The sequence below is a fragment of the Ruegeria sp. C5 genome, from assembly GCF_056537605.1.
In genome coordinates this window covers 100313-119817 of the sequence record NZ_JBQFRX010000004.1, presented here as the reverse complement: position 1 = coordinate 119817, position 19505 = coordinate 100313, and the positions used below count along the sequence as shown (strand labels likewise).

Below are 19505 nucleotides of genomic sequence, written 5' to 3'. Positions count from 1 at the left end.
GAATAGCCAGGACCAGAATCCTACAACCGCCTTGCCGCGCTCTTCATGCGCGCGGTGAATGGCGTTCTGAATGGCTGGGTTTGTTGTCATCTCGATCATGCTGAACCCTTCTCAATCAAGTTGGTTTTGTCTTGCCATTAACATGGCCTTTGATTTTAAATTGCACAAACGAGAGTTTTCGATCCTTCAGTTCAGAAAAACTTAACCGTCATGACCGACCGCCTGCCTCCGCTGACTGCTTTGCGCGCCTTCGATGCCGCCGCACGACATATGTCGTTTGCCAAGGCGGCGGAGGAGCTGAATGTGACACCTGCGGCCCTGTCCTTTCAAATTAAGTCGTTAGAAGAGCATCTGGGCCACCCCGTGTTTCGCCGGCTCAATCGCGCCGTCGAGCTGACCGAAGCTGGGCGCACATTGGCACCCGGAACAGCAGATGGCTTTGCCGCCCTGCAAGCCGCGTGGCAAGCGACGCGGAGGCTGCAGGATGAAACAAGCCTCACGGTTACAGCAGGCCCTGCCCTGACAGCAAAATGGCTGGCTCCGCGCCTTTATGAGTTCGCCCGTGCAAATCCGGGGATTGACCTGAAATTCTCGGCCACTCTGCGCAACATGGACCTTGAACGCGATGACGTGGACGTGGCGATCCGCTTTGGCTATGGGCCGGATGAGGGGCTCTATTCGGTTCCCGTCCGCAAGGAGTGGCTGACACCGGTTATGACCCCGGAGCTGGCCGAACAATTCCCCACGCCTGCGTCGTTGCGCGACGCCCCCCTGATCCACGACGATTCGATCAGTTTCCTCAAGCCGCGTTGCGACTGGCCCGCGTGGTTCCGTGCGGTTGGATTGGATTTCACTCCGACCCATGGGGCGCATTTTTCGAACGCCGATCACGCCATCGACGCTGCCGTGGCCGGGGTGGGCGTGGTTCTGGGGCGGCGCGCCATGATCCTGAAAGACCTGACCGAAGGGCGACTGGTCGCGCCGTTCAAAGTGGCACTGGAGACCGCCGGGCGATTTCGTTTCCTCTGCCTGCAAGGGGCAGAGAAGCGACCGCAGATCGCAGCGTTCCGCGACTGGTTCATTTCCGAGATTGAAAAGACCGCGCATATATCGGATGAGTTTGAAATCATCCCTGTTGAGAAGGTAGCTGGTGAATGAGCAGAATGGGCGCGACCGCGATTGGTTTTGTCGCCGTTTTGCTGTGGTCTCTGCTGGCGCTGTTCACTGTGGGTTCGGCCCCGACGCCGCCTTTGTTGTTGAACGCGATCTGTTTTACCATCGGCGGTACGCTGGGTCTGATTTGGACATTCGCCAGCGGCGGGCTGGTTCAACTGCGCCGGGTCGCGTGGACGACATACCTGCTTGGATCAATTGGCCTTTTTGGCTACCACGCGCTGTACTTTTCAGCCCTTCGCATGGCCCCTGCAGCCGAGGCTGGGCTTATCGCTTATCTCTGGCCTTTGCTGATCGTTCTTCTGTCAGGTCTGCTGCCCGGAGAACATCTGAAACCTGGTCACCTTATCGGAGCCTGCCTTGGCTTTGCTGGAGCCGCCGTCATCATCACGGGTGGTGGCAGCGCAGGGTTTCAGGTCCAGCATCTGCCCGGCTACGGGCTGGCCTTGCTGTGCGCGCTGACATGGTCCAGCTACTCGGTTCTATCGCGACGGCTGGGTGATGTGCCGACAAGTTCGGTCGCGGTGTTCTGCATTTTGACGGCGATCGCCTCATGGGCCTTGCATTTCACGGTGGAAGAAACGATCTGGCCGCAAGGCACATTTGGCTGGGCCTCGACCTTTGCACTTGGCCTGGGACCGGTTGGGCTGGCGTTCTATGTCTGGGATATCGGCGTCAAGCGCGGGGACATTCAAATACTGGGCACCGCCTCATACGCGGCACCTTTGCTATCGACGCTTGTGTTGGTTCTGGCCGGGATCGCCGCCCCGTCCTGGGGCCTGGCGATCGCGGCCTTGTTTGTCACCGGTGGCGCTGCCATCGCGGCCCGCGCCAGCCTGAAGGCCTAGAACCTTAGGTCGACAGGCGCTCGATCTCTTCTTTTAGCTTCAGCTTTTGCTTCTTCAGCTGTGCGATATGGAGATCGTCAATACCAGGTGAGCGTTGCGCTTCTTCCACTTCAAGACCGAGAATTTCGTGTTTTTTCTTCAACTCCGTCAGATGTGCGCTCACGCTCATGGCGGTCCTCCTTCTCTGGTTTGTAAGTGTCACGTAAGAAGTTGATCACATCATTTCCAGCCTGTCACGCTGCAGACGCACGAAATCTATAATAAATCCGACAAATTCGGCTGGTCATTGCCGATCAGGCAAAGTGCCCGGTCAAATCCGCCGCATCGCGCAACACCGCCGAAACCACAGGAGTATAGCTTTCACCGTCTTCTACGTGCTGTTCACCGAGGTGCAGAATCAGCGGAGCGTGCAGCCGAAATGCGGCGCGTCCGCCCTTTCTGGCGCGCAAAACCACTAGCTCAGCCCCGCGATCCACACGGGGGGCCAGAGGTAGCACCTGAATCGAGCCCAAGCGGCCCGCGCACCCCGCAAGCATATCGGGCAGCCGGTCTGCCCTCTGGATCATGTGAAGATAACCGCGCGGCGCCAGACGTCGGGCGGCGACATTGATCCAGTCCTCAAGCGGCGTGTCTTCACCCAGTGCGATCTGCCGACCCGCGTCGGTGGCAGGGCTATGCGCGCCTGCCCGGTAGTAGGGCGGATTGGCGATCACATGATCGAACTGTTCTTGTCGCAGATCATTCGGTAGTGCGTTCAAATCCGCCTCAACCACGGTGATCGCTGCGTTTTGTTCCGAATTGCGGCGGGCCAGATCTGCATAGCCTGCCTGCAGTTCAACCCCAGTTGCCTTCAGGTGCGGCACTCGCGCCATTAGGCACTGAATAGCAGCCCCTGCCCCGCAGCCCAATTCCAGCACCGACTGGCCAGCTTGTGCCGGGACCGATGCCGCCAGTAAGACCGGATCGACCCCTGCACGATATCCTGAGCGCGGCTGCCACAGACGCACACGCCCGCCCAGAAAATCATTGCAGGTCAGATCACTGTCGGAAAAGCTGCTCATCGCCCCAGCGGGATCTCGTTATCGCGCATGACCCGTTCGGCGCGGGTCAGATCATCTGCCCGCACCATCAGGCGACGGGGAAAGATTCCGATGCCGCCTTCTAGGATGCTCATATTTACGTCCATCTGAAAGCAGTCTATATCCTCGCCCTCAAGGAGAGCCGTTGCAAAGGCTAGGATTGTCGGATCGGTGCTGCGCAATAGTTCTTTCATGGGGATGGATGTAAGGGCAAGGTGACAGGGATGTCGAGCCTTGTATCAGGAGAGTGATGAACGTCAGCACGATCTCGAAACCGCATGAGCGTCTGGCAGAGATGCTTGCGGGCGAAATGGCAGCAGTAAATACGCTGATTCGGACGCGTATGGCATCGGAACATGCCCCGCGCATTCCCGAAGTGACCGCGCACCTGGTCGAGGCGGGCGGTAAGCGTCTGCGCCCGATGCTGACCCTGGCGGCGGCGCAGCTGTTCGGCTATTCAGGCGACCATCACGTCAAGCTGGCTGCAACGGTCGAGTTCATTCATACCGCAACCCTGCTGCATGACGATGTCGTCGATGAAAGCAGGCAGCGGCGCGGGCGACCCACGGCAAACCTGCTATGGGACAATAAATCCAGTGTTCTGGTTGGAGATTACCTGTTTTCCCGCAGCTTTCAGTTGATGGTCGAAACCGGTTCGTTGCGGGTTCTGGATATCCTTGCAAATGCGTCGGCCACAATTGCCGAAGGCGAGGTGCTGCAGATGACAGCGGCCACCGATCTGGGCACGGATGAAAGTGTCTACCTGCAGGTTGTGCGCGGCAAGACAGCGGCGCTGTTTTCTGCCGCAACCGAAGTGGGTGGTGTGATCGCAGGCGCGACCGAGGCGCAGGTCAAGGCGCTGTATCACTATGGCGATGCGCTTGGAATCGCGTTCCAGATCGCTGATGATCTTCTGGATTATCAAGGCGATAGTGCGGCCACAGGCAAAAACGTCGGCGACGACTTCCGTGAACGCAAATTGACCCTGCCAGTGATCAAAGCCGTGGCTCAGGCAACTGCCGAGGAACACGCGTTTTGGGAACGGACGATTGGTCGCGGGCGGCAGGAAGAGGGTGATCTGGATCACGCTTTGTCGCTGATGGCCAAATACAGCACGCTGGATGCAACCCGCGCGGATGCGTTTGGTTGGGCGGCCAAGGCCAAGGCTACGCTGGCGCCTCTTCCGGATCACGAAATCCGCACCCTGTTAGGCGATCTGGCCGATTACGTCGTATCGCGCCTTAACTGAGCGTCGTTGCGCGGTGCCACCAGCCGGGTTGGGCCGCGCCGATCTCATAGGCGGCAAAATGGGCTGCTTTGAGCGTTGGATAAAGTGCGAAACAGGTTGAGCCTGAACCCGACATACGAACCATCAACGCGTCTCGGGTGCCTTCCAACGCCGCTATGACCTCCGCAATGCCCGGCGCTACAGATATTGCAGGTGCCTCTAAATCATTCCGCTGAGCCCTCAACCAAGTGGCGCAGTCTTCCGGTGTTTTGAATGCAGGGATCTCAGCAGGCATCGGTGCGTTGTCTCTGCTGTGCAAAGCGGAAAACACCGTGCCGGTGGGAACTTCAATACCCGGATTGACCAAAAGCGCCGGGAGGGGCGGCAACGCCATCGGCTCAATCTGTTCACCAATCCCGCGCATACGCGCTGCAGCAGCATGTATGCATACTGGGACATCCGCGCCAAGCGACAGCGGCACGCTATCGGGCCACTCTCCCCCCTTCGTCGCAGTGCGCAATACCGCCGCAGCATCCGAGGAGCCGCCCCCGACACCGCCACCGTGCGGCAGTTGTTTGTTCAGATGAATGCGACCGGTCCAGCCTGCGGCCTCGGCGGCCTGCCAGACCAGATTGCGATCATCGGTCGGTACGCCATTCGAAAACTCACCCGTGACCGACAGAGACAGCTCGGGGCCGGAACTGAGGCTCAACTGATCCCCAACATCGGCAAAGGCAACCAACGAATCAAGCAGATGATAGCCATCCGCGCGTTGGCCGGTCACATGCAGGGTCAGGTTGATCTTGGCGGGGGCAAATGCCTCAGCCTTCATTGGCGACCTTCAGGGGTTCGGCGCCTTCCTCGGCCAGAACCGCATCCAATCCGACTTCGATCTTGCGGCGGATGCGTTCAGGATCGGCTTCGCCGTCGGTATCTTCAGGATCAATGAAAGACAGTGCTCGTTTCCACTGGAACTCCGCTTCACGCCCACGACCTACGGCCCAGTAAACATCGCCCAGATGGTCATTTACCACCGGATCGACCGGCATCAGCTCAACGGCGCGCTCCATGTGGTCAACTGCTTCGTCGTACCGGCCCAGGCGGAACAACACCCAGCCCAAGCTGTCAACGATATAGCCGCTGTCAGGGCGCGCTGCGACGGCGCGTTCGATCATATTCAACGCTTCGTCCAATTTCTCGCGCCGCTCGACCAGCGAATACCCGAGATAGTTCAGCACCTGTGGTTGGTCCGGGTTCAACTCAAGCGCGCGGCGGAAATCGGCCTCGGCCTCGTCCCAGTTCTTCAGACGTTCATGCGATATCCCGCGGGCATAATGCAGGAACCAGTTTCCGCCTGCACCCTCTTCCGTCAGGCCAATCGCCTTGTCGTAAGAGGTGACCGCTGCCGCGTAATCCTCTTGCTGGCGCCGCAGGTCGGCCAGGGCTACATGCACACCGGGCAAATCGGGGCTTTGAGCGGCAAGGTTTTGCAGGACCTCGGCGGCAGCTTCTTTTCTGTCAGAGCGACTTAGGACCTCGGCGCGCCCCAGCTCGGCGGCATGATAATCGCTGCTGTCCGGAGGCACCTGCCGATAGACATCAACCGCCAGATCATATTGTTCCAGCCCATCCAACAATTCAGCGCTTAGCAAAAGCGCATCAATATGGTCAGGCCGCAGAAAGGCCGCGACGCGGGCATATAGCAGAACATAATCCTGCGCGGCCTCGGCACTCAGCGCAGCGCCAACGGTGAAGAAAACCTCGGCCATGCCATCCTGTGCAGAACGGACATGGGTAAAGGGCAGCGTTTCGCCATCAGACAGCCGGGTGACGTAACCTTCGATGGTCGGATCACTGCCGGCGGCAAAGACGTTATCCAGAAATTCCAGCGCATCGTCGTTGCGATCCAGCTGCGACAGCACTTCGGCACGCGCCAGCGCAGCCCGGCGTGAAAAACGGGCGACCAGGCCATCATCTGCAGCAAGGATCGCCTCGGCCCCCTCAAAGTCTCCGACTGACGCCAACGCCATGGCCTTGTGATAAAGTGCAAATTCTTTCAGACCTTCCTGTGTGGTAACAACGTCAAATTGTTCCATCGCTTTGGTCATGGCGCCTTGCCCCATATGAGCCCAAGCAATCATCAGGCCATCAACCAGCGGTCCAACCCCTTGCGTTTCAGGATCGCGGGCCAGAAATTCATCCAGCTTGCCATCTGCCACCAGATTGGCGGCGATCACCATCCGAGCGGCCTGGCTGGGCAGTTCATTTTCCTCGATAACTTCGGCGACGGTCAGGGCCCGCTCAATCTCACCCAAGGCGAGCCGGGCGACGACCACGTTTTCCAGCAGTTTCGGATTTTGGGGATCAGCGCGAAGCGCCTGCGCATAGTAACTCTCGGCAGCGGGATAGTCGCTCTCATAAATCGCCTGACGCCCGGCCAGATACGACCCCGATCCGGTATCCGATACCGCAGGAAACGCGATTGAAGAACTGAGGATCACGGCCAGAGCCGCGCGTCGAACCAGGGAAACCACTGATAATCTGCCTTGCTGTCGTTGACTGACCGACAAGCTAGGGCTTTGCTGGGCGAGAGGCAATGGCAGAGCCTTCACGACCCTGCCAACGCTCGTGTTCTTGCCTACATATTGGGGTAGTTCGGCCCGTCGCCGCCCTGCGGTGTAGTCCATGTGATGTTCTGGCTGGGATCCTTGATGTCACAGGTCTTGCAGTGAACACAGTTCTGGAAGTTGATCACGAATCGCGGCCCGTCTTCATCCTCGACCATCTCATAGACGCCTGCGGGGCAGTAACGCTGTGCCGGCTCGTCGAATTTGGGCAGGTTGACCTTAACCGGGATGTCCGGGTCGGCCAGTTTCAGATGACAAGGCTGACTTTCCTCGTGATTGGTGGCCGCAAACGATACGTTCGTCAGGCGGTCAAAGGACAGTGTGCCATCGGGTTTCGGGTAGTCGATGGGTTGATGCTTGCTGGCATCTTCGGTCGATTCCGCGTCGTTCTTGCCGTGGCCCAGCGTGCCCAACAGCGAGAAGCCCAGCGTGTTGGTCCACATGTCCATACCGCCCAGTACCAAGCTGGCGGTCAGGCCGTATTTCGACCACAGCGGTTTGACGTTGCGCACCTTCTTCAGATCCGAGCCGATTGCACCATCGCGAACGTCGGCCTCATAAGCGGTCAGTTCATCACCCGAACGCTCGGCCTTGATGGCATCATAGGCGGCTTCGGCCGCGGCCTTGCCCGACAGCATCGCGTTGTGGTTGCCCTTGATGCGCGGCACGTTGACCATGCCCGCCGAGCAACCCAACAGCGCAACACCCGGTGCGACCAGTTTCGGCATCGACTGGTAGCCACCCTCGGTGATCGCGCGGGCACCATAAGCCACACGCTTGCCGCCCTTAAGCAGGTCAGCCACCATCGGGTGATGCTTGAAGCGCTGGAATTCCATGTAGGGGTACAGGTGCGGGTTTTTGTAGTTCAGGTGAACCACAAAGCCGACATAGACCTGATTGTTTTCAAGGTGATAGATGAACGACCCGCCACCCGCGTTGCTGCCCAGCGGCCAGCCCATGGTGTGCGTGACGCTGCCTTCTTTGTGCTTGGCCGGGTCGATCTCCCAGATCTCTTTCATGCCGACGCCGTATTTCTGCGGCTCTTTACCGGCAGACAGGTCGTATTTGGCGATGACTTCCTTGGACAGTGAGCCGCGCACGCCTTCCGACAGGAAGACATATTTGCCATGCAGTTCCATGCCCGGCTCGGTGTTGGGGCCGTAGGATCCGTCTGGCTCCAGACCAAATACACCGGCTACAACGCCTTTGACTTCACCGTTCTCACCGTAGACCAGCTCGGAACAGGCCATGCCGGGGAAGATTTCGACGCCTAGTTCTTCGGCCTGCTCTGCCATCCAGCGGCAGACATTGCCCATCGAAACGATGTAGTTGCCGTGGTTGTTCATCAGCGGCGGCATCGGGAAATTGGGGATGCGGATCTTGCCAGCCTCGCCCAGCATGTAGAAATTGTCTTCATGCACAGGCACGTTCAGCGGGGCACCCTTTTCCTTCCAATCGGGGATCAGAGCATCCAGACCACAAGGGTCCAGCACCGCACCCGACAGGATATGCGCACCCACTTCCGAACCCTTCTCTAGAACCACGACGTTCAGGTCGGCATCCAGCTGTTTCAGACGGATGGCCGCAGACAGGCCCGCAGGGCCAGCACCCACGATCACCACGTCATATTCCATCGCTTCGCGTTCAATCTCGGCCATCGCGGGCTCCTTAGCTAACTTTCCGAATTGGCGCTTTCTTCATGCGGTCGGCGCAATATTGTTTCACGGCTGATTACATGGTCATAAAGACTTTGGTCAATCGAAACACGGCGTAACAACGCCGCTATTCGACACTTCAGGCTTCGGGTGCGTCCCCCATAAGGTATCTGGGACCGCTACCATGGGATTTGGCCCTGTCATCGGGGTTGTAAAGCTTGCATTTCGGCAGGCTGAGGCAGCCGCAACCAATACATCCATCCAGATTGTCGCGTAGTCGCATCAGCGTATCGATTCGCTGATCCAGATGCGTGCGCAGCCGTTCGCTGATACTCTTCCAGTCCTGAGGCGTCGGTGTGCGGTTTCCTGGCAAGCCCGACAATACCTCGCGGATCTCGGGCAAAGTCAGACCGAATTGCTGCGCGATCATCACAAAGCTTAGCCGTCGGATATCGGCGCGCTGATAACGCCGCTGCCCACCCGCGTTACGCCATGGAGATATCAAACCTTGCGCCTCGTAGTATCGGATCGCCGACACCGCCAACCCGGTGCGCCGGGCCAATGCTCCAATCGCCAGACCTTCCGAAACAACCATTACATCCTCCCAAAGAAATCTCTTGACCTAAAGTTAGGTTTAGAAATTACAGTGAGTCGGGACAAGCCTCAAATTGGAAGGAGAATCCCATGATGGCGACGCTGGAACATACTAATTTCACGGTCCGCGACCCAAAGGCATCTGCGGCGTGGATGCAGAAAGTCTTCGACTGGAAAACACGCTGGGAAGGCCCTGCCATTGCCGGTGGCTATACGGTGCATGTGGGCAGCCCTCATACCTATCTGGCACTCTACGCCCCCGGCGATCCCAAGCCATCAGGCGAAAGCAGCTATGATTACGTGGGCGGCTTGAACCATGTAGGTGTGCTGGTCGAGGATATCGACGCCACCGAGGAAAAGGTCCGCAAAGCGGGATTTGAACCGCACAACCACGCAGACTATGAGCCAGGCAAGCGGTTCTATTTCGAAGATGACAATGGCATCGAATTCGAAGTGGTTCAGTATGATTGAGATGCTGTGGCTTGGGCACGAAGCCAGCCGTTGGCGAAGTGGAGAATTGTTGGGACAGCGCCACAGGCGCACCCGCCCCCCGGAACGGCGGCGCTAAGTTGCGAGTTTACTGACAACGCACACCTCCCCTCTTGCAATTCACGCCTCATTTGGGTCAGGTAAATGCCAACCCATCCTTCGCCCCGACGCTATTGTGCGGCGGGGCGTAACAATTTCTGCGTGGACGACAAGACAATGGAAAAGATCCCCATGACGCCTTCGGGCAATGCCGCGCTCGAGGCAGAGCTGAAGAATCTGAAATCCGTCGAGCGCCCGGCGATCATCGAGGCGATTGCCTCAGCCCGCGAACTGGGCGACCTGAAAGAAAACGCCGAATACCACTCGGCGCGCGAAAAGCAGGGCTTTATCGAAGGCCGCATCAAAGAGCTTGAAGGCATCCTGTCGCTGGCAGATGTCATTGATCCGGCCAAACTGTCAGGGGCTATCAAGTTCGGCGCGAAGGTCACGTTGGTGGATGAAGATACCGACGAAGAAAAGACCTGGCAGATCGTGGGTGAGTATGAGGCCAATATCGAAGCGGGCCTTCTGAACATCAAATCCCCCATCGCCCGCGCCCTGATTGGCAAAGAAGAAGGCGACAGTGTCGAGGTCCGCACCCCCGGAGGCGTGCGCTCTTATGAAGTTCTGAATATCGAATACGCCTGACCGGAGCGTTTGTCATGTCAGGGTCTGAACCTGAGCAAGAACCCGAGAAACCAACCTCGCTGGGTATCTACGACCGTCCGGCGCACCGTTCGGTCACCGAGATCGAGATTGCAGCAGTTGTTCTCAGCCTGATCTGGCTGGTGGTGTCGGTCGTGTTTCTGGTACTGCCCGGCGGGCAACAAGGAGGGTTCATCGTCACCTTCCTGGCGGTGTTCATGCCGGTCGCAATGATCTGGGTCGCAGCCCTTGCGATGCGCGCCAGCCGAGTGATGCGCGAAGAAAGCGCCCGCCTGCAGACAGCCATCGATGCGATCCGCAACAGCTATGTCGTTCAGCAACAACGCGCGGCCAGCACGTATGAGCCGACGGTCGGCAAGAAACTGGATGAAATCGCCGAAAGCGCAAAAAAGACCGAGAGCGCGCTGGCGACATTCTCGACCAATCGCGGTGAACCCGGGCGCACCCAAAGGCCCGCGCCGGACATGGCCAATCAGACTTCGTTGGAACTTGGCACCTCAGCGGAAGAAATTGCGCCCCCGTTGCCCACCGACATCTTTATCCGCGCCCTAAACTTCCCCGAGACGCAAAGCGATGCCGAGGGATTTAACGCGCTGCGGCTTGCATTGAAAGATCGCAAGACCTCGAAACTTGTGCAGGCCTCACAAGATGTTCTGACCCTTCTCAGCCAGGAAGGCATCTATATGGATGACCTGCGCCCCGATTTGGCCCGACCCGAAGTCTGGCGGCAATTTGCCCAAGGCGCGCGCGGGCGGTCGGTGGCTGCCTTGGGTGGCATTCGGGACCGTTCGTCACTGGCGCTGACTGCGGCGCGGATGAAACAGGATCCGATCTTTCGCGATGCCGCACACCATTTCCTGCGCCGCTTTGACCATATGATCGTCGAGTTCGAACCTAATGCCAGCGATGCCGAGCTTACAGCCCTGAGCGAAACCCGCACAGCGCGTGCCTTCATGCTGGTGGGGCGTGTCGCAGGGACGTTCGATTAAAGCCCAAAACTCCCGTAGGGTATGAACCTCACCAGATCGCCGGGCTTGATATCGCGGGCACCGTCCTCGATTTCGACCAAGCCTTCGGCCCAGCTCAGCCCGCTGATCCGGCCAGATCCTTCCGAATGGAATACCTCGGCCTGTCCTTCACGGATGCGCGCCCGCAGGTATTCTCGACGACCCGGTTTCTTGTGCTTTTCGAACGCGGCGGGCACGTCGAAGCCTTGCGGCTCTTGCCATCCTGCACCCGCCAACAGGTTCAGTGCCGGGCAGGCAAAGATCAACGTGCAAACCAGTGCTGCCACCGGATTGCCCGGCAAGCCAAACACCGGCGTCTGATCCCACATGCCCAGCGCCAAAGGCCGCCCGGGTTTTAGTGCGATGCGCCATTCCTGCATCGCCCCGGCCTCTCGCAACAAAGCCGAGACGTGATCTTCATCGCCGGCGGAGGCGCCGCCACTGGTAAGGATTACATCCACTTGCTGAGCCGCGCGATCCAAATGCTGTTTCAGCGCCGCGCGATCATCCTCGGCGCGCCCAAGATCAACCGATTTGAATCCAATCCGCTCGGCCAGTGACAGCAGCATCGGACGATTGGCATCATAAATCTGCCCCAGTCCGGCGCTGTCACCCGGCTCGACCAACTCATCCCCGGTCGATAGCACTCCGACCCGCAAAACCTTGCGGACGGAAACCTCAGCCAGACCAACCGCCGACAAAAGCGCCAGATCCGTTGGTGTTAAACGCCGCCCAATTGGCAAGGTCAGCGCGCCTTCAACCACGTCTTCGCCTGCCTTTCGCGTGTTCGCGCCCTGTTTCAACGGACCTCGGAATGCAATGTGCCCCTGATCAAAGGTCACATCCTCTTCCAATATGACCGTATTAACACCCTTTGGCAGTGCAGCTCCGGTAAGAATGCGTATCGCATGGCCCTCTGGGACCTCACCGTCAAAGGGTACACCCGCAGCCGCCCGGCCCTCTACCAAAGGCATGACACAGGGTCCGTCCGGCACCGGACCGGCAAATCCGTACCCATCGACAGCGGTGTTGGGCTGAGGCGGGTTTGATCGTTTGGCCGACACGTCCACCGCCAGAACTCGGCCCGCCGCCCGCATCACGGGCACGTTTTCAACCCCAGCTACCACCGACAATCTGTCTCGCAAAAGCGCCAGAGCCTCATCAACGGGCGTCCAGTTCACCCCTGCAGGCAAGGCGAAACAATCATTGCGCAAGGGCGGAGGTGAGATATCCGGCGTGCTCATAATCTGACCTCTTCCAGGATGAAATCTGCAATGGCCGCCGTATCATCCAGATCAAACACCGGGCAATCCAATTCCAAAAGCGTATCACTTGCAACCGCGCGAACCGTGTCATCATCCGTGGCGATCAGCGGATTTCCGGGTTCAGCGCGAAACGCTTCGATCTTGGGATGACGCTCGCGCTTGAAGCCTTCGATCAACACCAGATCGACCGGAGACAAACGCGACAGCAAGGTGTCCAGCTTCGGCTCGGGCGCACCGCGCAACTCCTGCATCAGTGCGATCCGCTGGCCGGATGCCAACAGCACTTCGGACGCACCCGCCGCGCGATGCCGCTGGCTGTCGGTACCCGGCTGGTCGACGTCGACGGAATGATGCGCATGTTTAACGGTGGAAACGGTATACCCACGTCCGGTGATTTCAGCCACCAGCCGTTCCACTAGGCCGGTTTTGCCCGCGTTTTTCCAACCGGTGACGCCGTAGACCCTCATACCTGCTCCAACAAGGTTTCAGCGCGGGCCAGATCATCGGGAGTGTTGACGTTGAAGAACGGATCAAACGGCTGGGCCGAAAACAGCGCCTCTCGCCCATCATGCTGGTCAGTCCACAGGACAACCTTGCGCAATCCAGCGTTCAACGCCTCCCTCAGATCATCGCGCAATACTACCGGCCAGAGCCCAAAGGTCGGATGCCGATTGATCCGCTTGCCGCCGCCGGATTTTAAAGCCTCGTCACTCGTGCGCGGGGTGGTTGCCAGAACAAGGGGGTATTTCTGCCCTTTGGATGCGTTCACCAGTTGCGCCACAAGATCATGCGGAAAGAACGGAGTATCCGCCGCAACCGTCACGATAGAGTGCGCGCCCTGTTCAGCGGCCCAATCAAGCCCGGCCAAAACACCGGCCAGCGGCCCTGCAAAGCCCTCGATCGAGTCCGAAACAACCGGTAAGTTCAAGCGAGCAAACCGTTCGGCATCGCCGTTGGCGTTCAAAGCCAGCCCGCCGACCTGAGGGCGCAGCCTGTCTATCACCCGATCCAGCAGGCTCTGCCCGCCGATCTGCAACAGCCCTTTATCGCCGCCTCCCATTCGCGTTGCGAGGCCGCCTGCCAGAATAACCCCCAGCGGTTTTTGCGACTGTTCAGCCATCGGCACTTTTCCTGCGATGTTTTTTGTCCTCAATCGCCACGCTCGACGGATCGACATCGCGCACCAATCGGTCTTCGCCCGACAAACACACGAACCGCTGCCCGCGCATCCGGCCGATCAGAGTCAAACCGACCTCGCGCGCGATCTCGACACCCCAGGCGGTGAATCCCGATCGCGAAGCGAGAACAGGGATGCCCATCATTGCCGTTTTGATCACCATTTCCGAAGTCAAACGACCGGTCGTATAGAGGATCTTGTCAGACGCAGTCGCACCCTCGGAGAGCATCCAGCCTGCGATCTTGTCGACCGCGTTATGGCGGCCCACGTCTTCCATATAAACCAACGGGTGGCTTTCATGACAAAGCACCGTGCCATGGATGGCACCCGCCTCAAGGTACAGAGACGGGGTGCGGTTGATCTTGGACGCCAACTCATACAGCCACGAGGTGCGCACCGAGACCGGTGGCAGGCGCACGTCCTCTAGCCCCTCCATCATGTCTCCGAACACAGTGCCTACTGCGCAACCGCTGGTGCGGGTCTTCTTCTTCAGCTTGTCCTCGTATGAGGTCTCACGCGCGGTACGCACGACCACGGTTTCCAGATCGTCGTCATAGTCGACCCGAGTAATTTCATCATCTGCAAGCAGCATCCCCTGATTACGCAGAAACCCGAGCGCAAGGTATTCAGGATAGTCGCCGATGGTCATTGCCGTCACGATTTCCTGTGAGTTGAGGAAAATGGTCAGCGGGCGTTCCTCGACCACTGAGATCTGACTTATCTCACCATTCTGGTCCACACCCTCGACACCGCGCGTCAGGCGGGCAGCCCCCGGATCGGGCGCAATGAGGTAGTCTGACAGGTCGATCTCCGTGGCCAATTGCAACCCCTTCCCAAGACGGCTACTGCTGCTCGCGTCACCATAGGATTTAGCCATGGCCTCTGCCACATCCAAGTCGTACTTCTGGAAAGGTTTTCGCGACGGGACGCCGTTTATCTTCGTCGCCATGCCCTTTGGCCTTCTGTTTGGTGTTTTTGCCACAGAAGCAGGGCTGGATATCATCCAGACGATGGCCTTTTCCGCCACGGTGTTTGCCGGCGCCGCTCAGTTCACCGCATTGCAATTGCTCCAGGACAATACACCAACGGTTATCGTTCTGATCTCGGCCCTGGCTGTGAACCTGCGGGTGGCCATGTATTCGGCTTCACTGACCCCTTATCTGGGGGCGGCTCCGCTGTGGCAACGGGCCCTTGGAGCCTATCTTATTGTTGATCAGTCTTACGCCTGTTCGATTGTCCGATTCGAGAAAGAACCGGATATGTCCGTGCCTCAGCGCATGGCGTACTTTGTCGGCTCGGTCACGCCGATCACGCCGCTTTGGATACTCGCCACTTATCTGGGTGCTGTTCTGGGGGCGCAGATTCCGGAAAGCTGGGCTCTGGATTTTGCGCTGCCGATCACGTTCTTGTCCATGATCGGACCGATGATGCGCACCATGGCGCATGTTGTAGCCGCGCTGGTGGCGATTGTTGTCGCCCTGCTCTGCGTGGCAGTGCCGTTCAATCTTGGACTGTTGATCGCAGGGATAGCCGGGATGATGGCAGGTGCACGGGCTGAATTGATGTTAGAGCGGAAAAAGTCATGACGCAGATCGACCCGACAACCATGTGGATCATCATCGTAGGTCTGGCGATAGGCAGCTATCTTCTGCGCTTTACCTTTATCGGGCTGGTTGGCGACCGCCCGATGCCGCCCTGGCTTCTGCGGCACCTGAGGTACACAGCAGTGGCGATTCTGCCTGCCCTGATCGCACCTTTGGTAGTCTGGCCCACGGCCACCGAAGGACAACCGGATATGCCGCGCATGGCGGCTGCGGCAGTTGCGTTGACGGTGGGAATTGTGACGAAGAACGTCATAGCGGCCATCTTTTCAGGGGCCGCCACGCTTTACGGTCTGCTGTACCTAGTTGGTTGAGACCGCTTCAAGCTGATTGAGGCGCGCATTGTTTTCCGCCAGCCCCTGCTGAAGATCAGCCGAGTCATTCTCACGATAGTCCGTGGTGACAACGCCTGGAATCTGACCAAACTGATCGGATAGCTTCACCGGGTAGAATGTTGTTTTGATTTGCTCGAACCCCGGGACCTGTTGCAGCAATTGCGAGGTCGAATTTGCACAAAAAGCCTGCGAAACCGGGCCCATCTGCTTGGCCAATTGCAGCGCGCTCTCGGCCTGCTGTGGCGTCACTTCGATCGTCTGAATACGGGCATAATGCGTCTCGCGCGCATGACTGCTACGATAGGCGCGTTCAACATTTGGCGTGATGCCATAAAGGACATCATTCTTGATCGGCACCACATCCGCCCGGAACGATCCGGCAGGATCAAATATGACCCGCTCGCTGCCGCTGATCATCAGCGACGTGTGTGCCCCCGATCCGGTGCGCGTGCTGATCATCGTATAGAGCGTCAGTGTCGATGGCCCCGGATCACGATAGGACCGAGCCACGATTTCCGAGGGATCAGCCTGCGGGCGCTGCGATCCCGCGCAACCCGCAACTGTCACTGCCAGCAGGCAGGCAATCAGAATCCTGAACAAGAGATGCGCCTCGTGTACCGTTTAGGCCGCAAAGACCGCCAGGAACAGGCAAAGGAGTACAATTGCCACCACGCACCACGTGGTGAATTTGATGAAACCGTCAAAGGTTTTTGTTTGAACGGTGATGTCCATCTCGCCGTGCTTGTGATCAGCCATGTTTATTAGAATCCCAATTCGCGTATTTGAAATGTTGGATAATGCAAAACTCAGGGCCTGTCACGACGTCATTCGCGCGCAGTTGGTCCAAAAATCGTGCAGCCTGGATAACCAAACCCCCAGCGCCAGGGCAACCCGCTGCAGGGACCACCCCCAAAACGCACGGCCAGAAACATCGCCTCGGAGGTGATCGAATGAACCGAGCGGATTTGATCCGGCGTCATATCATAGCGTTCGGCATATTCATCAGCATGGCTTTCGCCGTGGGTTTTGACACAGGTGCGCAGCGCGTCATCGGCAGCGAGCCGGGCGTCAAAGCTGGCCTCGGCCTGCGATGCGCCGCCTGCGTTGTAATAGGCGCGATCGTGAGTAACGCAGCAGTACTCCCATGGCGGGTGTTCTTCATAAAGCAGACTGAACTTCGGAAAGGTCTCGGCAACCATACGCCAGCTGGAAGATAATCCGCCCGAACAGCCATCCGTTTCAAAGGGGGTCAGTTCAGCGCCTTCTATCGTGTCGGCCAACGCCCGGTGAGCGGGCATTTCCACGCTACGCATCAGGTCCTGCGCAGCTGCAGGCAGCGCGCAACAGGCCAGAAGGGCGGCCAGTCTATGGTTCCGCATCACGCATCTCGGCAGTATCAATGGACAATCCGAATGTCGTCGCCAACCATAGCATCAGACGCTCGCCCGGTCCCATCTCGGCACGAACACGCAGTACTTCGCGAGCCATGGCAGGACGATCGGTGATCAGCCCGTCGACCCCCATCGATGCCATGGCCGACATCTGTAGCGGGTCATTCACCGTCCATACATAGATGTCCTTGCCCGCCTCATGGACCGAGCGGATCAGACCCGGAGATACCGTCGCCGCGTTTACGGCCACAAAATCGCCCTCAAGCCCCGACAGATTGCCGATGGCGGTTGCGGCCAGAACGCCTGCCCGCCAATCGGGGCGCAGCGCTTTCATCTTCTGTACTGCCGGGTATTTCAGCGACATGGTGGCGATGTCGTCCTGCATCCCCATCTCTTCGACAATTGTGGCGACTCGGTTTTCCAGGTCGACGTCATGGCCATAGTATTTCAGCTCGATGATGACCTTGGATTTGCCCTTCGCAGCTTCCAGAACATCGCGCAGCGTGGGCGTCCGTTCCGAGGCATATTCGGGGCCGAACCAACTGCCGATATCGATCTCGGCCACATCCTCCATGGTCGCGTCCCAGACCTTGAGCGGCACACCAGCCAGTTTCATGAAATCGCTGTCATGCGCGATGATGACCACACCATCCGCGGTCTCCTGAACGTCGATCTCAACCCAATCGGCGCCATCTTCGATAGCCTTCAACACTGCCGCCATGGTATTTTCCGGCCTTATCGCCGCCGCACCTCTATGACCAATGACATCCGCATGATCGGGGGCCTGAATGCGGACCAGCAACTCCTGCCCGGACCAGAGCCCGATCAGCAGGGCGATTGCCGCGCCACCGACCACAGCGTAAAGCGGCGCGCGCAGGTTGCCTGGTTCAGGATGAGGGACCTCTCGGCCTTGTGTGTCGAAGAACCCATCCAGCAGAACCGCCAATGCTCCCAGAGCGACGGCTGCAAGCACAAGCCCAGCCAGCGACCAGAGGCCCGCTACGATCATACTGAAGATCAGCGCAAAGCGCAGGTTCGTGCTTTCCTGCAACGGTACCAGATCGAACAACAGTCCGGCCACAAAGGCAATCAGTGCGGCGATCACGAGACGCATCGCAAGCCAAAGGCCAAGCTCGATCTTGAGGCGACCGCGTTTGCCTTCCATTCGATCCGTGCTGGCGGAGAAGGCCTCGGCGGGTTTGCAGCCCTCAAATAATACAAGATGCAGCGACAGCGCCCAGGCCGAGAGCCTGCGGATCAGAACCCAAGCCAGACACAGCACCACAAATCCGATCAGCACTACCGCCACCCAGAATGAAGGCGGGTGGAAGGTGAGGTAATAGTTGATGTCGTATTCAGTCAGCATCCACCAGGCGATCAGGCCAGCCACGGCGACAAAAGGCAGCGCAAGTACCAGCACACGCAAAATGAACCGTGCGGCAAAGCCGAAAAGCGCAGGTAAACGCGTCAGGATCAACCGGATGGAAGCACTGCCCGCGCGCCAAGGGTCACGCTCACCCATCCGCAATGATCCGGCCATGACCGAGAAGACAAAGACCTCGGCCAGTAAGAACAGGCTGAGAACTACAACCGCCGCGATGAAGCCCGCTGGTGACAGCAGGAACATCGCAATGTCCTGATCCGTCAGCGCCGATTGATCAGACAATGAGACAGCAAGATTGACGGCGATGGCAACGCCCGGAGCGATCAGTGCAACCAGCAACAACCGGACGGCGACATAAACAGGCACAAACACGCGCCGCCGCGCCCATGCGCCCCGGTAGGCAGTTGTAACGGCTGAGAAATTGGTCACGCGGTTGCCTCCTGAATGGTCTATCCATTCAAGGCTGCGTAAGTGTGAATTGCAAGAGTGGGCGTCAGCTTTCTTCCAGATCAGCCGCCAGCCGGAAACCAATGCGGTTGGCTGGTTTATCCTCGATCGATTTCGGCAAGGCACGCAGCATCACATTCAACTGGCTGACATGCTGGACGAGCTGCGTTTTGGCGCCGCCTCCGTCCGAGCCATAGAAGGTAATCACATCCGGATCGAAATAGCCCATGCCCTCGATCCGCATTACACCGGCATCACCACCGGTGAATCCCATGGCAACCTCGTGATCGCCATCCAGAGTCTTCTCGAAATTCTGAATATACATGATCAGCCGCTCATAGGCCCATTGAGCAGGGCTTTTGCTTTCGACCGGCTTTTGCAATGGCTTGGGCAAGTCCTTGTTCCCCGATGCCGCTTCAGGGTTGGCGTGTACCTCATAGCACCGCGGCAACGCCGCAGATTCCGCTGCCTCGGCTGAGGTTTCGATCTTGTCCATTGCT

General features: G+C 58.6%; 24 protein-coding genes. 8 read left to right on the top strand and 16 right to left on the bottom strand.

The genetic code is table 11. The features are described 5' to 3' along the window. Nucleotides 1-210: 210 nt before the first annotated feature. Together ACR0AW_RS14995 and yddG are read left to right on the top strand one after the other, a co-directional pair. On the top strand, nt 211-1158 hold the full coding sequence (locus ACR0AW_RS14995) for a transcriptional regulator GcvA (RefSeq protein WP_170513880.1): 948 nt from the start codon (nt 211-213) through the stop codon (nt 1156-1158). Continuing rightward, nucleotides 1155-2021, top strand: coding sequence for an aromatic amino acid exporter YddG (gene yddG / locus ACR0AW_RS14990; RefSeq protein ID WP_170423689.1), 867 nt, complete (start codon nt 1155-1157; stop codon nt 2019-2021). The genes ACR0AW_RS14995 and yddG overlap by 4 nt, the downstream gene beginning before the upstream one ends. A gap of 4 nt (nt 2022-2025) precedes the next feature. Here yddG and ACR0AW_RS14985 read toward each other — a convergent pair whose 3' ends face one another. From ACR0AW_RS14985 to ACR0AW_RS14975, 3 genes are all read right to left on the bottom strand, one after another. Then, nucleotides 2026-2190 carry a YdcH family protein gene (locus tag ACR0AW_RS14985; RefSeq protein WP_170395738.1) on the bottom strand — a complete coding sequence of 55 codons (165 nt, stop codon included), beginning with the start codon at nt 2188-2190 and terminating at the stop codon, nt 2026-2028. Between the two features lie 124 nt (nt 2191-2314). Then, a complete protein-coding gene (locus ACR0AW_RS14980; protein ID WP_170395736.1) occupies nt 2315-3082 on the bottom strand; it encodes a methyltransferase in 768 nt (255 codons plus the stop codon). Beyond that, a complete protein-coding gene (locus ACR0AW_RS14975; RefSeq protein WP_008755664.1) occupies nt 3079-3294 on the bottom strand; it encodes a putative signal transducing protein in 216 nt (71 codons plus the stop codon). Before ACR0AW_RS14975 ends, ACR0AW_RS14980 begins: the two co-directional genes overlap by 4 nt. Before the next feature lie 56 nt (nt 3295-3350). Here ACR0AW_RS14975 and ACR0AW_RS14970 point away from each other — a divergent pair, with 56 nt between their 5' ends. Continuing rightward, nucleotides 3351-4349 carry a polyprenyl synthetase family protein gene (locus tag ACR0AW_RS14970; protein WP_170733564.1) on the top strand — a complete coding sequence of 333 codons (999 nt, stop codon included), beginning with the start codon at nt 3351-3353 and terminating at the stop codon, nt 4347-4349. Here the strand turns inward: ACR0AW_RS14970 and ACR0AW_RS14965 are convergent. From ACR0AW_RS14965 to soxR, 4 genes are all read right to left on the bottom strand, one after another. Beyond that, complete coding sequence (locus ACR0AW_RS14965; protein ID WP_170733563.1) at nt 4342-5160, bottom strand: 4-(cytidine 5'-diphospho)-2-C-methyl-D-erythritol kinase; 819 nt, start codon at nt 5158-5160, stop codon at nt 4342-4344. The genes ACR0AW_RS14970 and ACR0AW_RS14965 overlap by 8 nt on opposite strands. Next, the gene (locus tag ACR0AW_RS14960) at nt 5150-6862 is read right to left on the bottom strand and encodes a tetratricopeptide repeat protein (RefSeq protein ID WP_170733562.1); all 1713 of its coding nucleotides are present in this window, start codon (nt 6860-6862) and stop codon (nt 5150-5152) included. The genes ACR0AW_RS14965 and ACR0AW_RS14960 overlap by 11 nt, the downstream gene beginning before the upstream one ends. A 104-nt stretch (nt 6863-6966) precedes the next feature. Next, a complete protein-coding gene (locus ACR0AW_RS14955) occupies nt 6967-8613 on the bottom strand; it encodes an electron transfer flavoprotein-ubiquinone oxidoreductase (RefSeq protein WP_170626187.1) in 1647 nt (548 codons plus the stop codon). 136 nt (nt 8614-8749) lie between these two features. Continuing rightward, nucleotides 8750-9205: a redox-sensitive transcriptional activator SoxR gene (gene soxR, locus ACR0AW_RS14950; protein WP_170395726.1), complete on the bottom strand. Its 456-nt coding sequence runs from the start codon at nt 9203-9205 to the stop codon at nt 8750-8752. Between the two features lie 89 nt (nt 9206-9294). Between soxR and ACR0AW_RS14945 the strand changes: the two genes are divergently transcribed. The 3 genes from ACR0AW_RS14945 (at nt 9295) to ACR0AW_RS14935 (ending at nt 11387) form a co-directional block, all read left to right on the top strand. Continuing rightward, nucleotides 9295-9675, top strand: a complete 381-nt coding sequence (locus tag ACR0AW_RS14945) for a VOC family protein (protein ID WP_170513859.1) — start codon at nt 9295-9297, stop codon at nt 9673-9675. A 234-nt stretch (nt 9676-9909) separates the two neighbouring features. Then, the gene (gene greA / locus ACR0AW_RS14940) at nt 9910-10380 is read left to right on the top strand and encodes a transcription elongation factor GreA (protein WP_170408364.1); all 471 of its coding nucleotides are present in this window, start codon (nt 9910-9912) and stop codon (nt 10378-10380) included. Between the two features lie 14 nt (nt 10381-10394). Then, nucleotides 10395-11387: a hypothetical protein gene (locus ACR0AW_RS14935; RefSeq protein ID WP_170733561.1), complete on the top strand. Its 993-nt coding sequence runs from the start codon at nt 10395-10397 to the stop codon at nt 11385-11387. Here ACR0AW_RS14935 and ACR0AW_RS14930 read toward each other — a convergent pair. From ACR0AW_RS14930 to ACR0AW_RS14915, 4 genes are read right to left on the bottom strand one after another with little or no spacing between them, the layout of a single operon-like run. After that, a complete protein-coding gene (locus ACR0AW_RS14930; RefSeq protein WP_170733560.1) occupies nt 11384-12649 on the bottom strand; it encodes a molybdenum cofactor synthesis domain-containing protein in 1266 nt (421 codons plus the stop codon). The genes ACR0AW_RS14935 and ACR0AW_RS14930 overlap by 4 nt on opposite strands. After that, the gene (gene mobB, locus ACR0AW_RS14925) at nt 12646-13137 is read right to left on the bottom strand and encodes a molybdopterin-guanine dinucleotide biosynthesis protein B (RefSeq protein ID WP_170733559.1); all 492 of its coding nucleotides are present in this window, start codon (nt 13135-13137) and stop codon (nt 12646-12648) included. Before mobB ends, ACR0AW_RS14930 begins: the two co-directional genes overlap by 4 nt. After that, nucleotides 13134-13790: a molybdenum cofactor guanylyltransferase MobA gene (mobA, locus tag ACR0AW_RS14920; protein WP_170733558.1), complete on the bottom strand. Its 657-nt coding sequence runs from the start codon at nt 13788-13790 to the stop codon at nt 13134-13136. Before mobA ends, mobB begins: the two co-directional genes overlap by 4 nt. Continuing rightward, a complete protein-coding gene (locus ACR0AW_RS14915; RefSeq protein ID WP_480439249.1) occupies nt 13783-14724 on the bottom strand; it encodes a formate dehydrogenase accessory sulfurtransferase FdhD in 942 nt (313 codons plus the stop codon). The genes mobA and ACR0AW_RS14915 overlap by 8 nt, the downstream gene beginning before the upstream one ends. Here ACR0AW_RS14915 and ACR0AW_RS14910 point away from each other — a divergent pair. Next, nucleotides 14723-15433 (top strand): AzlC family ABC transporter permease, encoded by a 711-nt coding sequence (locus tag ACR0AW_RS14910; RefSeq protein ID WP_170408370.1) that lies wholly within the window; start codon nt 14723-14725, stop codon nt 15431-15433. The genes ACR0AW_RS14915 and ACR0AW_RS14910 overlap by 2 nt on opposite strands. Further along, the gene (locus ACR0AW_RS14905; RefSeq protein WP_170395711.1) at nt 15430-15762 is read left to right on the top strand and encodes an AzlD domain-containing protein; all 333 of its coding nucleotides are present in this window, start codon (nt 15430-15432) and stop codon (nt 15760-15762) included. The genes ACR0AW_RS14910 and ACR0AW_RS14905 overlap by 4 nt, the downstream gene beginning before the upstream one ends. Here ACR0AW_RS14905 and ACR0AW_RS14900 read toward each other — a convergent pair. The 5 genes from ACR0AW_RS14900 to ACR0AW_RS14880 all read right to left on the bottom strand — a co-directional run bounded on the left by ACR0AW_RS14900 (nt 15751) and on the right by ACR0AW_RS14880 (nt 19501). Continuing rightward, entirely contained in the window at nt 15751-16383 is a 633-nt protein-coding gene (locus ACR0AW_RS14900; RefSeq protein WP_170733557.1) for a hypothetical protein, read from the bottom strand. The genes ACR0AW_RS14905 and ACR0AW_RS14900 overlap by 12 nt on opposite strands. Before the next feature lie 21 nt (nt 16384-16404). Continuing rightward, entirely contained in the window at nt 16405-16539 is a 135-nt protein-coding gene (locus ACR0AW_RS14895) for an aa3-type cytochrome c oxidase subunit IV (protein WP_170395707.1), read from the bottom strand. Between the two features lie 68 nt (nt 16540-16607). Continuing rightward, nucleotides 16608-17162 (bottom strand): hypothetical protein, encoded by a 555-nt coding sequence (locus tag ACR0AW_RS14890; protein ID WP_170733556.1) that lies wholly within the window; start codon nt 17160-17162, stop codon nt 16608-16610. Further along, complete coding sequence (locus tag ACR0AW_RS14885) at nt 17149-18987, bottom strand: glycerophosphodiester phosphodiesterase (protein WP_170513839.1); 1839 nt, start codon at nt 18985-18987, stop codon at nt 17149-17151. The genes ACR0AW_RS14890 and ACR0AW_RS14885 overlap by 14 nt, the downstream gene beginning before the upstream one ends. A gap of 64 nt (nt 18988-19051) precedes the next feature. Beyond that, complete coding sequence (locus ACR0AW_RS14880; RefSeq protein ID WP_170395701.1) at nt 19052-19501, bottom strand: DUF6173 family protein; 450 nt, start codon at nt 19499-19501, stop codon at nt 19052-19054. Between the last annotated feature and the right edge of the window lie 4 nt (nt 19502-19505).

Excerpts from the sequence above, each read along its gene's own strand:
- ACR0AW_RS14975 (WP_008755664.1), bottom strand. The coding sequence starts at position 3,294 with ATGAAAGAACTATTGCGCAGCACCGATCCGACAATCCTAGCCTTTGCA.
- ACR0AW_RS14945 (WP_170513859.1), top strand. The coding sequence starts at position 9,295 with ATGATGGCGACGCTGGAACATACTAATTTCACGGTCCGCGACCCAAAG.
- ACR0AW_RS14935 (WP_170733561.1), top strand. The coding sequence starts at position 10,395 with ATGTCAGGGTCTGAACCTGAGCAAGAACCCGAGAAACCAACCTCGCTG.
- yddG (WP_170423689.1), top strand. The coding sequence starts at position 1,155 with ATGAGCAGAATGGGCGCGACCGCGATTGGTTTTGTCGCCGTTTTGCTG.
- soxR (WP_170395726.1), bottom strand. The coding sequence starts at position 9,205 with ATGGTTGTTTCGGAAGGTCTGGCGATTGGAGCATTGGCCCGGCGCACC.
- ACR0AW_RS14955 (WP_170626187.1), bottom strand. The coding sequence starts at position 8,613 with ATGGCCGAGATTGAACGCGAAGCGATGGAATATGACGTGGTGATCGTG.
- ACR0AW_RS14980 (WP_170395736.1), bottom strand. The coding sequence starts at position 3,082 with ATGAGCAGCTTTTCCGACAGTGATCTGACCTGCAATGATTTTCTGGGC.
- ACR0AW_RS14965 (WP_170733563.1), bottom strand. The coding sequence starts at position 5,160 with ATGAAGGCTGAGGCATTTGCCCCCGCCAAGATCAACCTGACCCTGCAT.
- ACR0AW_RS14910 (WP_170408370.1), top strand. The coding sequence starts at position 14,723 with ATGGCCTCTGCCACATCCAAGTCGTACTTCTGGAAAGGTTTTCGCGAC.
- ACR0AW_RS14905 (WP_170395711.1), top strand. The coding sequence starts at position 15,430 with ATGACGCAGATCGACCCGACAACCATGTGGATCATCATCGTAGGTCTG.
- ACR0AW_RS14880 (WP_170395701.1), bottom strand. The coding sequence starts at position 19,501 with ATGGACAAGATCGAAACCTCAGCCGAGGCAGCGGAATCTGCGGCGTTG.
- ACR0AW_RS14995 (WP_170513880.1), top strand. The coding sequence starts at position 211 with ATGACCGACCGCCTGCCTCCGCTGACTGCTTTGCGCGCCTTCGATGCC.
- ACR0AW_RS14930 (WP_170733560.1), bottom strand. The coding sequence starts at position 12,649 with ATGAGCACGCCGGATATCTCACCTCCGCCCTTGCGCAATGATTGTTTC.
- mobB (WP_170733559.1), bottom strand. The coding sequence starts at position 13,137 with ATGAGGGTCTACGGCGTCACCGGTTGGAAAAACGCGGGCAAAACCGGC.
- ACR0AW_RS14895 (WP_170395707.1), bottom strand. The coding sequence starts at position 16,539 with ATGGCTGATCACAAGCACGGCGAGATGGACATCACCGTTCAAACAAAA.
- ACR0AW_RS14970 (WP_170733564.1), top strand. The coding sequence starts at position 3,351 with ATGAACGTCAGCACGATCTCGAAACCGCATGAGCGTCTGGCAGAGATG.
- greA (WP_170408364.1), top strand. The coding sequence starts at position 9,910 with ATGGAAAAGATCCCCATGACGCCTTCGGGCAATGCCGCGCTCGAGGCA.
- ACR0AW_RS14915 (WP_480439249.1), bottom strand. The coding sequence starts at position 14,724 with ATGGCTAAATCCTATGGTGACGCGAGCAGCAGTAGCCGTCTTGGGAAG.
- mobA (WP_170733558.1), bottom strand. The coding sequence starts at position 13,790 with ATGGCTGAACAGTCGCAAAAACCGCTGGGGGTTATTCTGGCAGGCGGC.
- ACR0AW_RS14890 (WP_170733556.1), bottom strand. The coding sequence starts at position 17,162 with ATGCGGAACCATAGACTGGCCGCCCTTCTGGCCTGTTGCGCGCTGCCT.
- ACR0AW_RS14985 (WP_170395738.1), bottom strand. The coding sequence starts at position 2,190 with ATGAGCGTGAGCGCACATCTGACGGAGTTGAAGAAAAAACACGAAATT.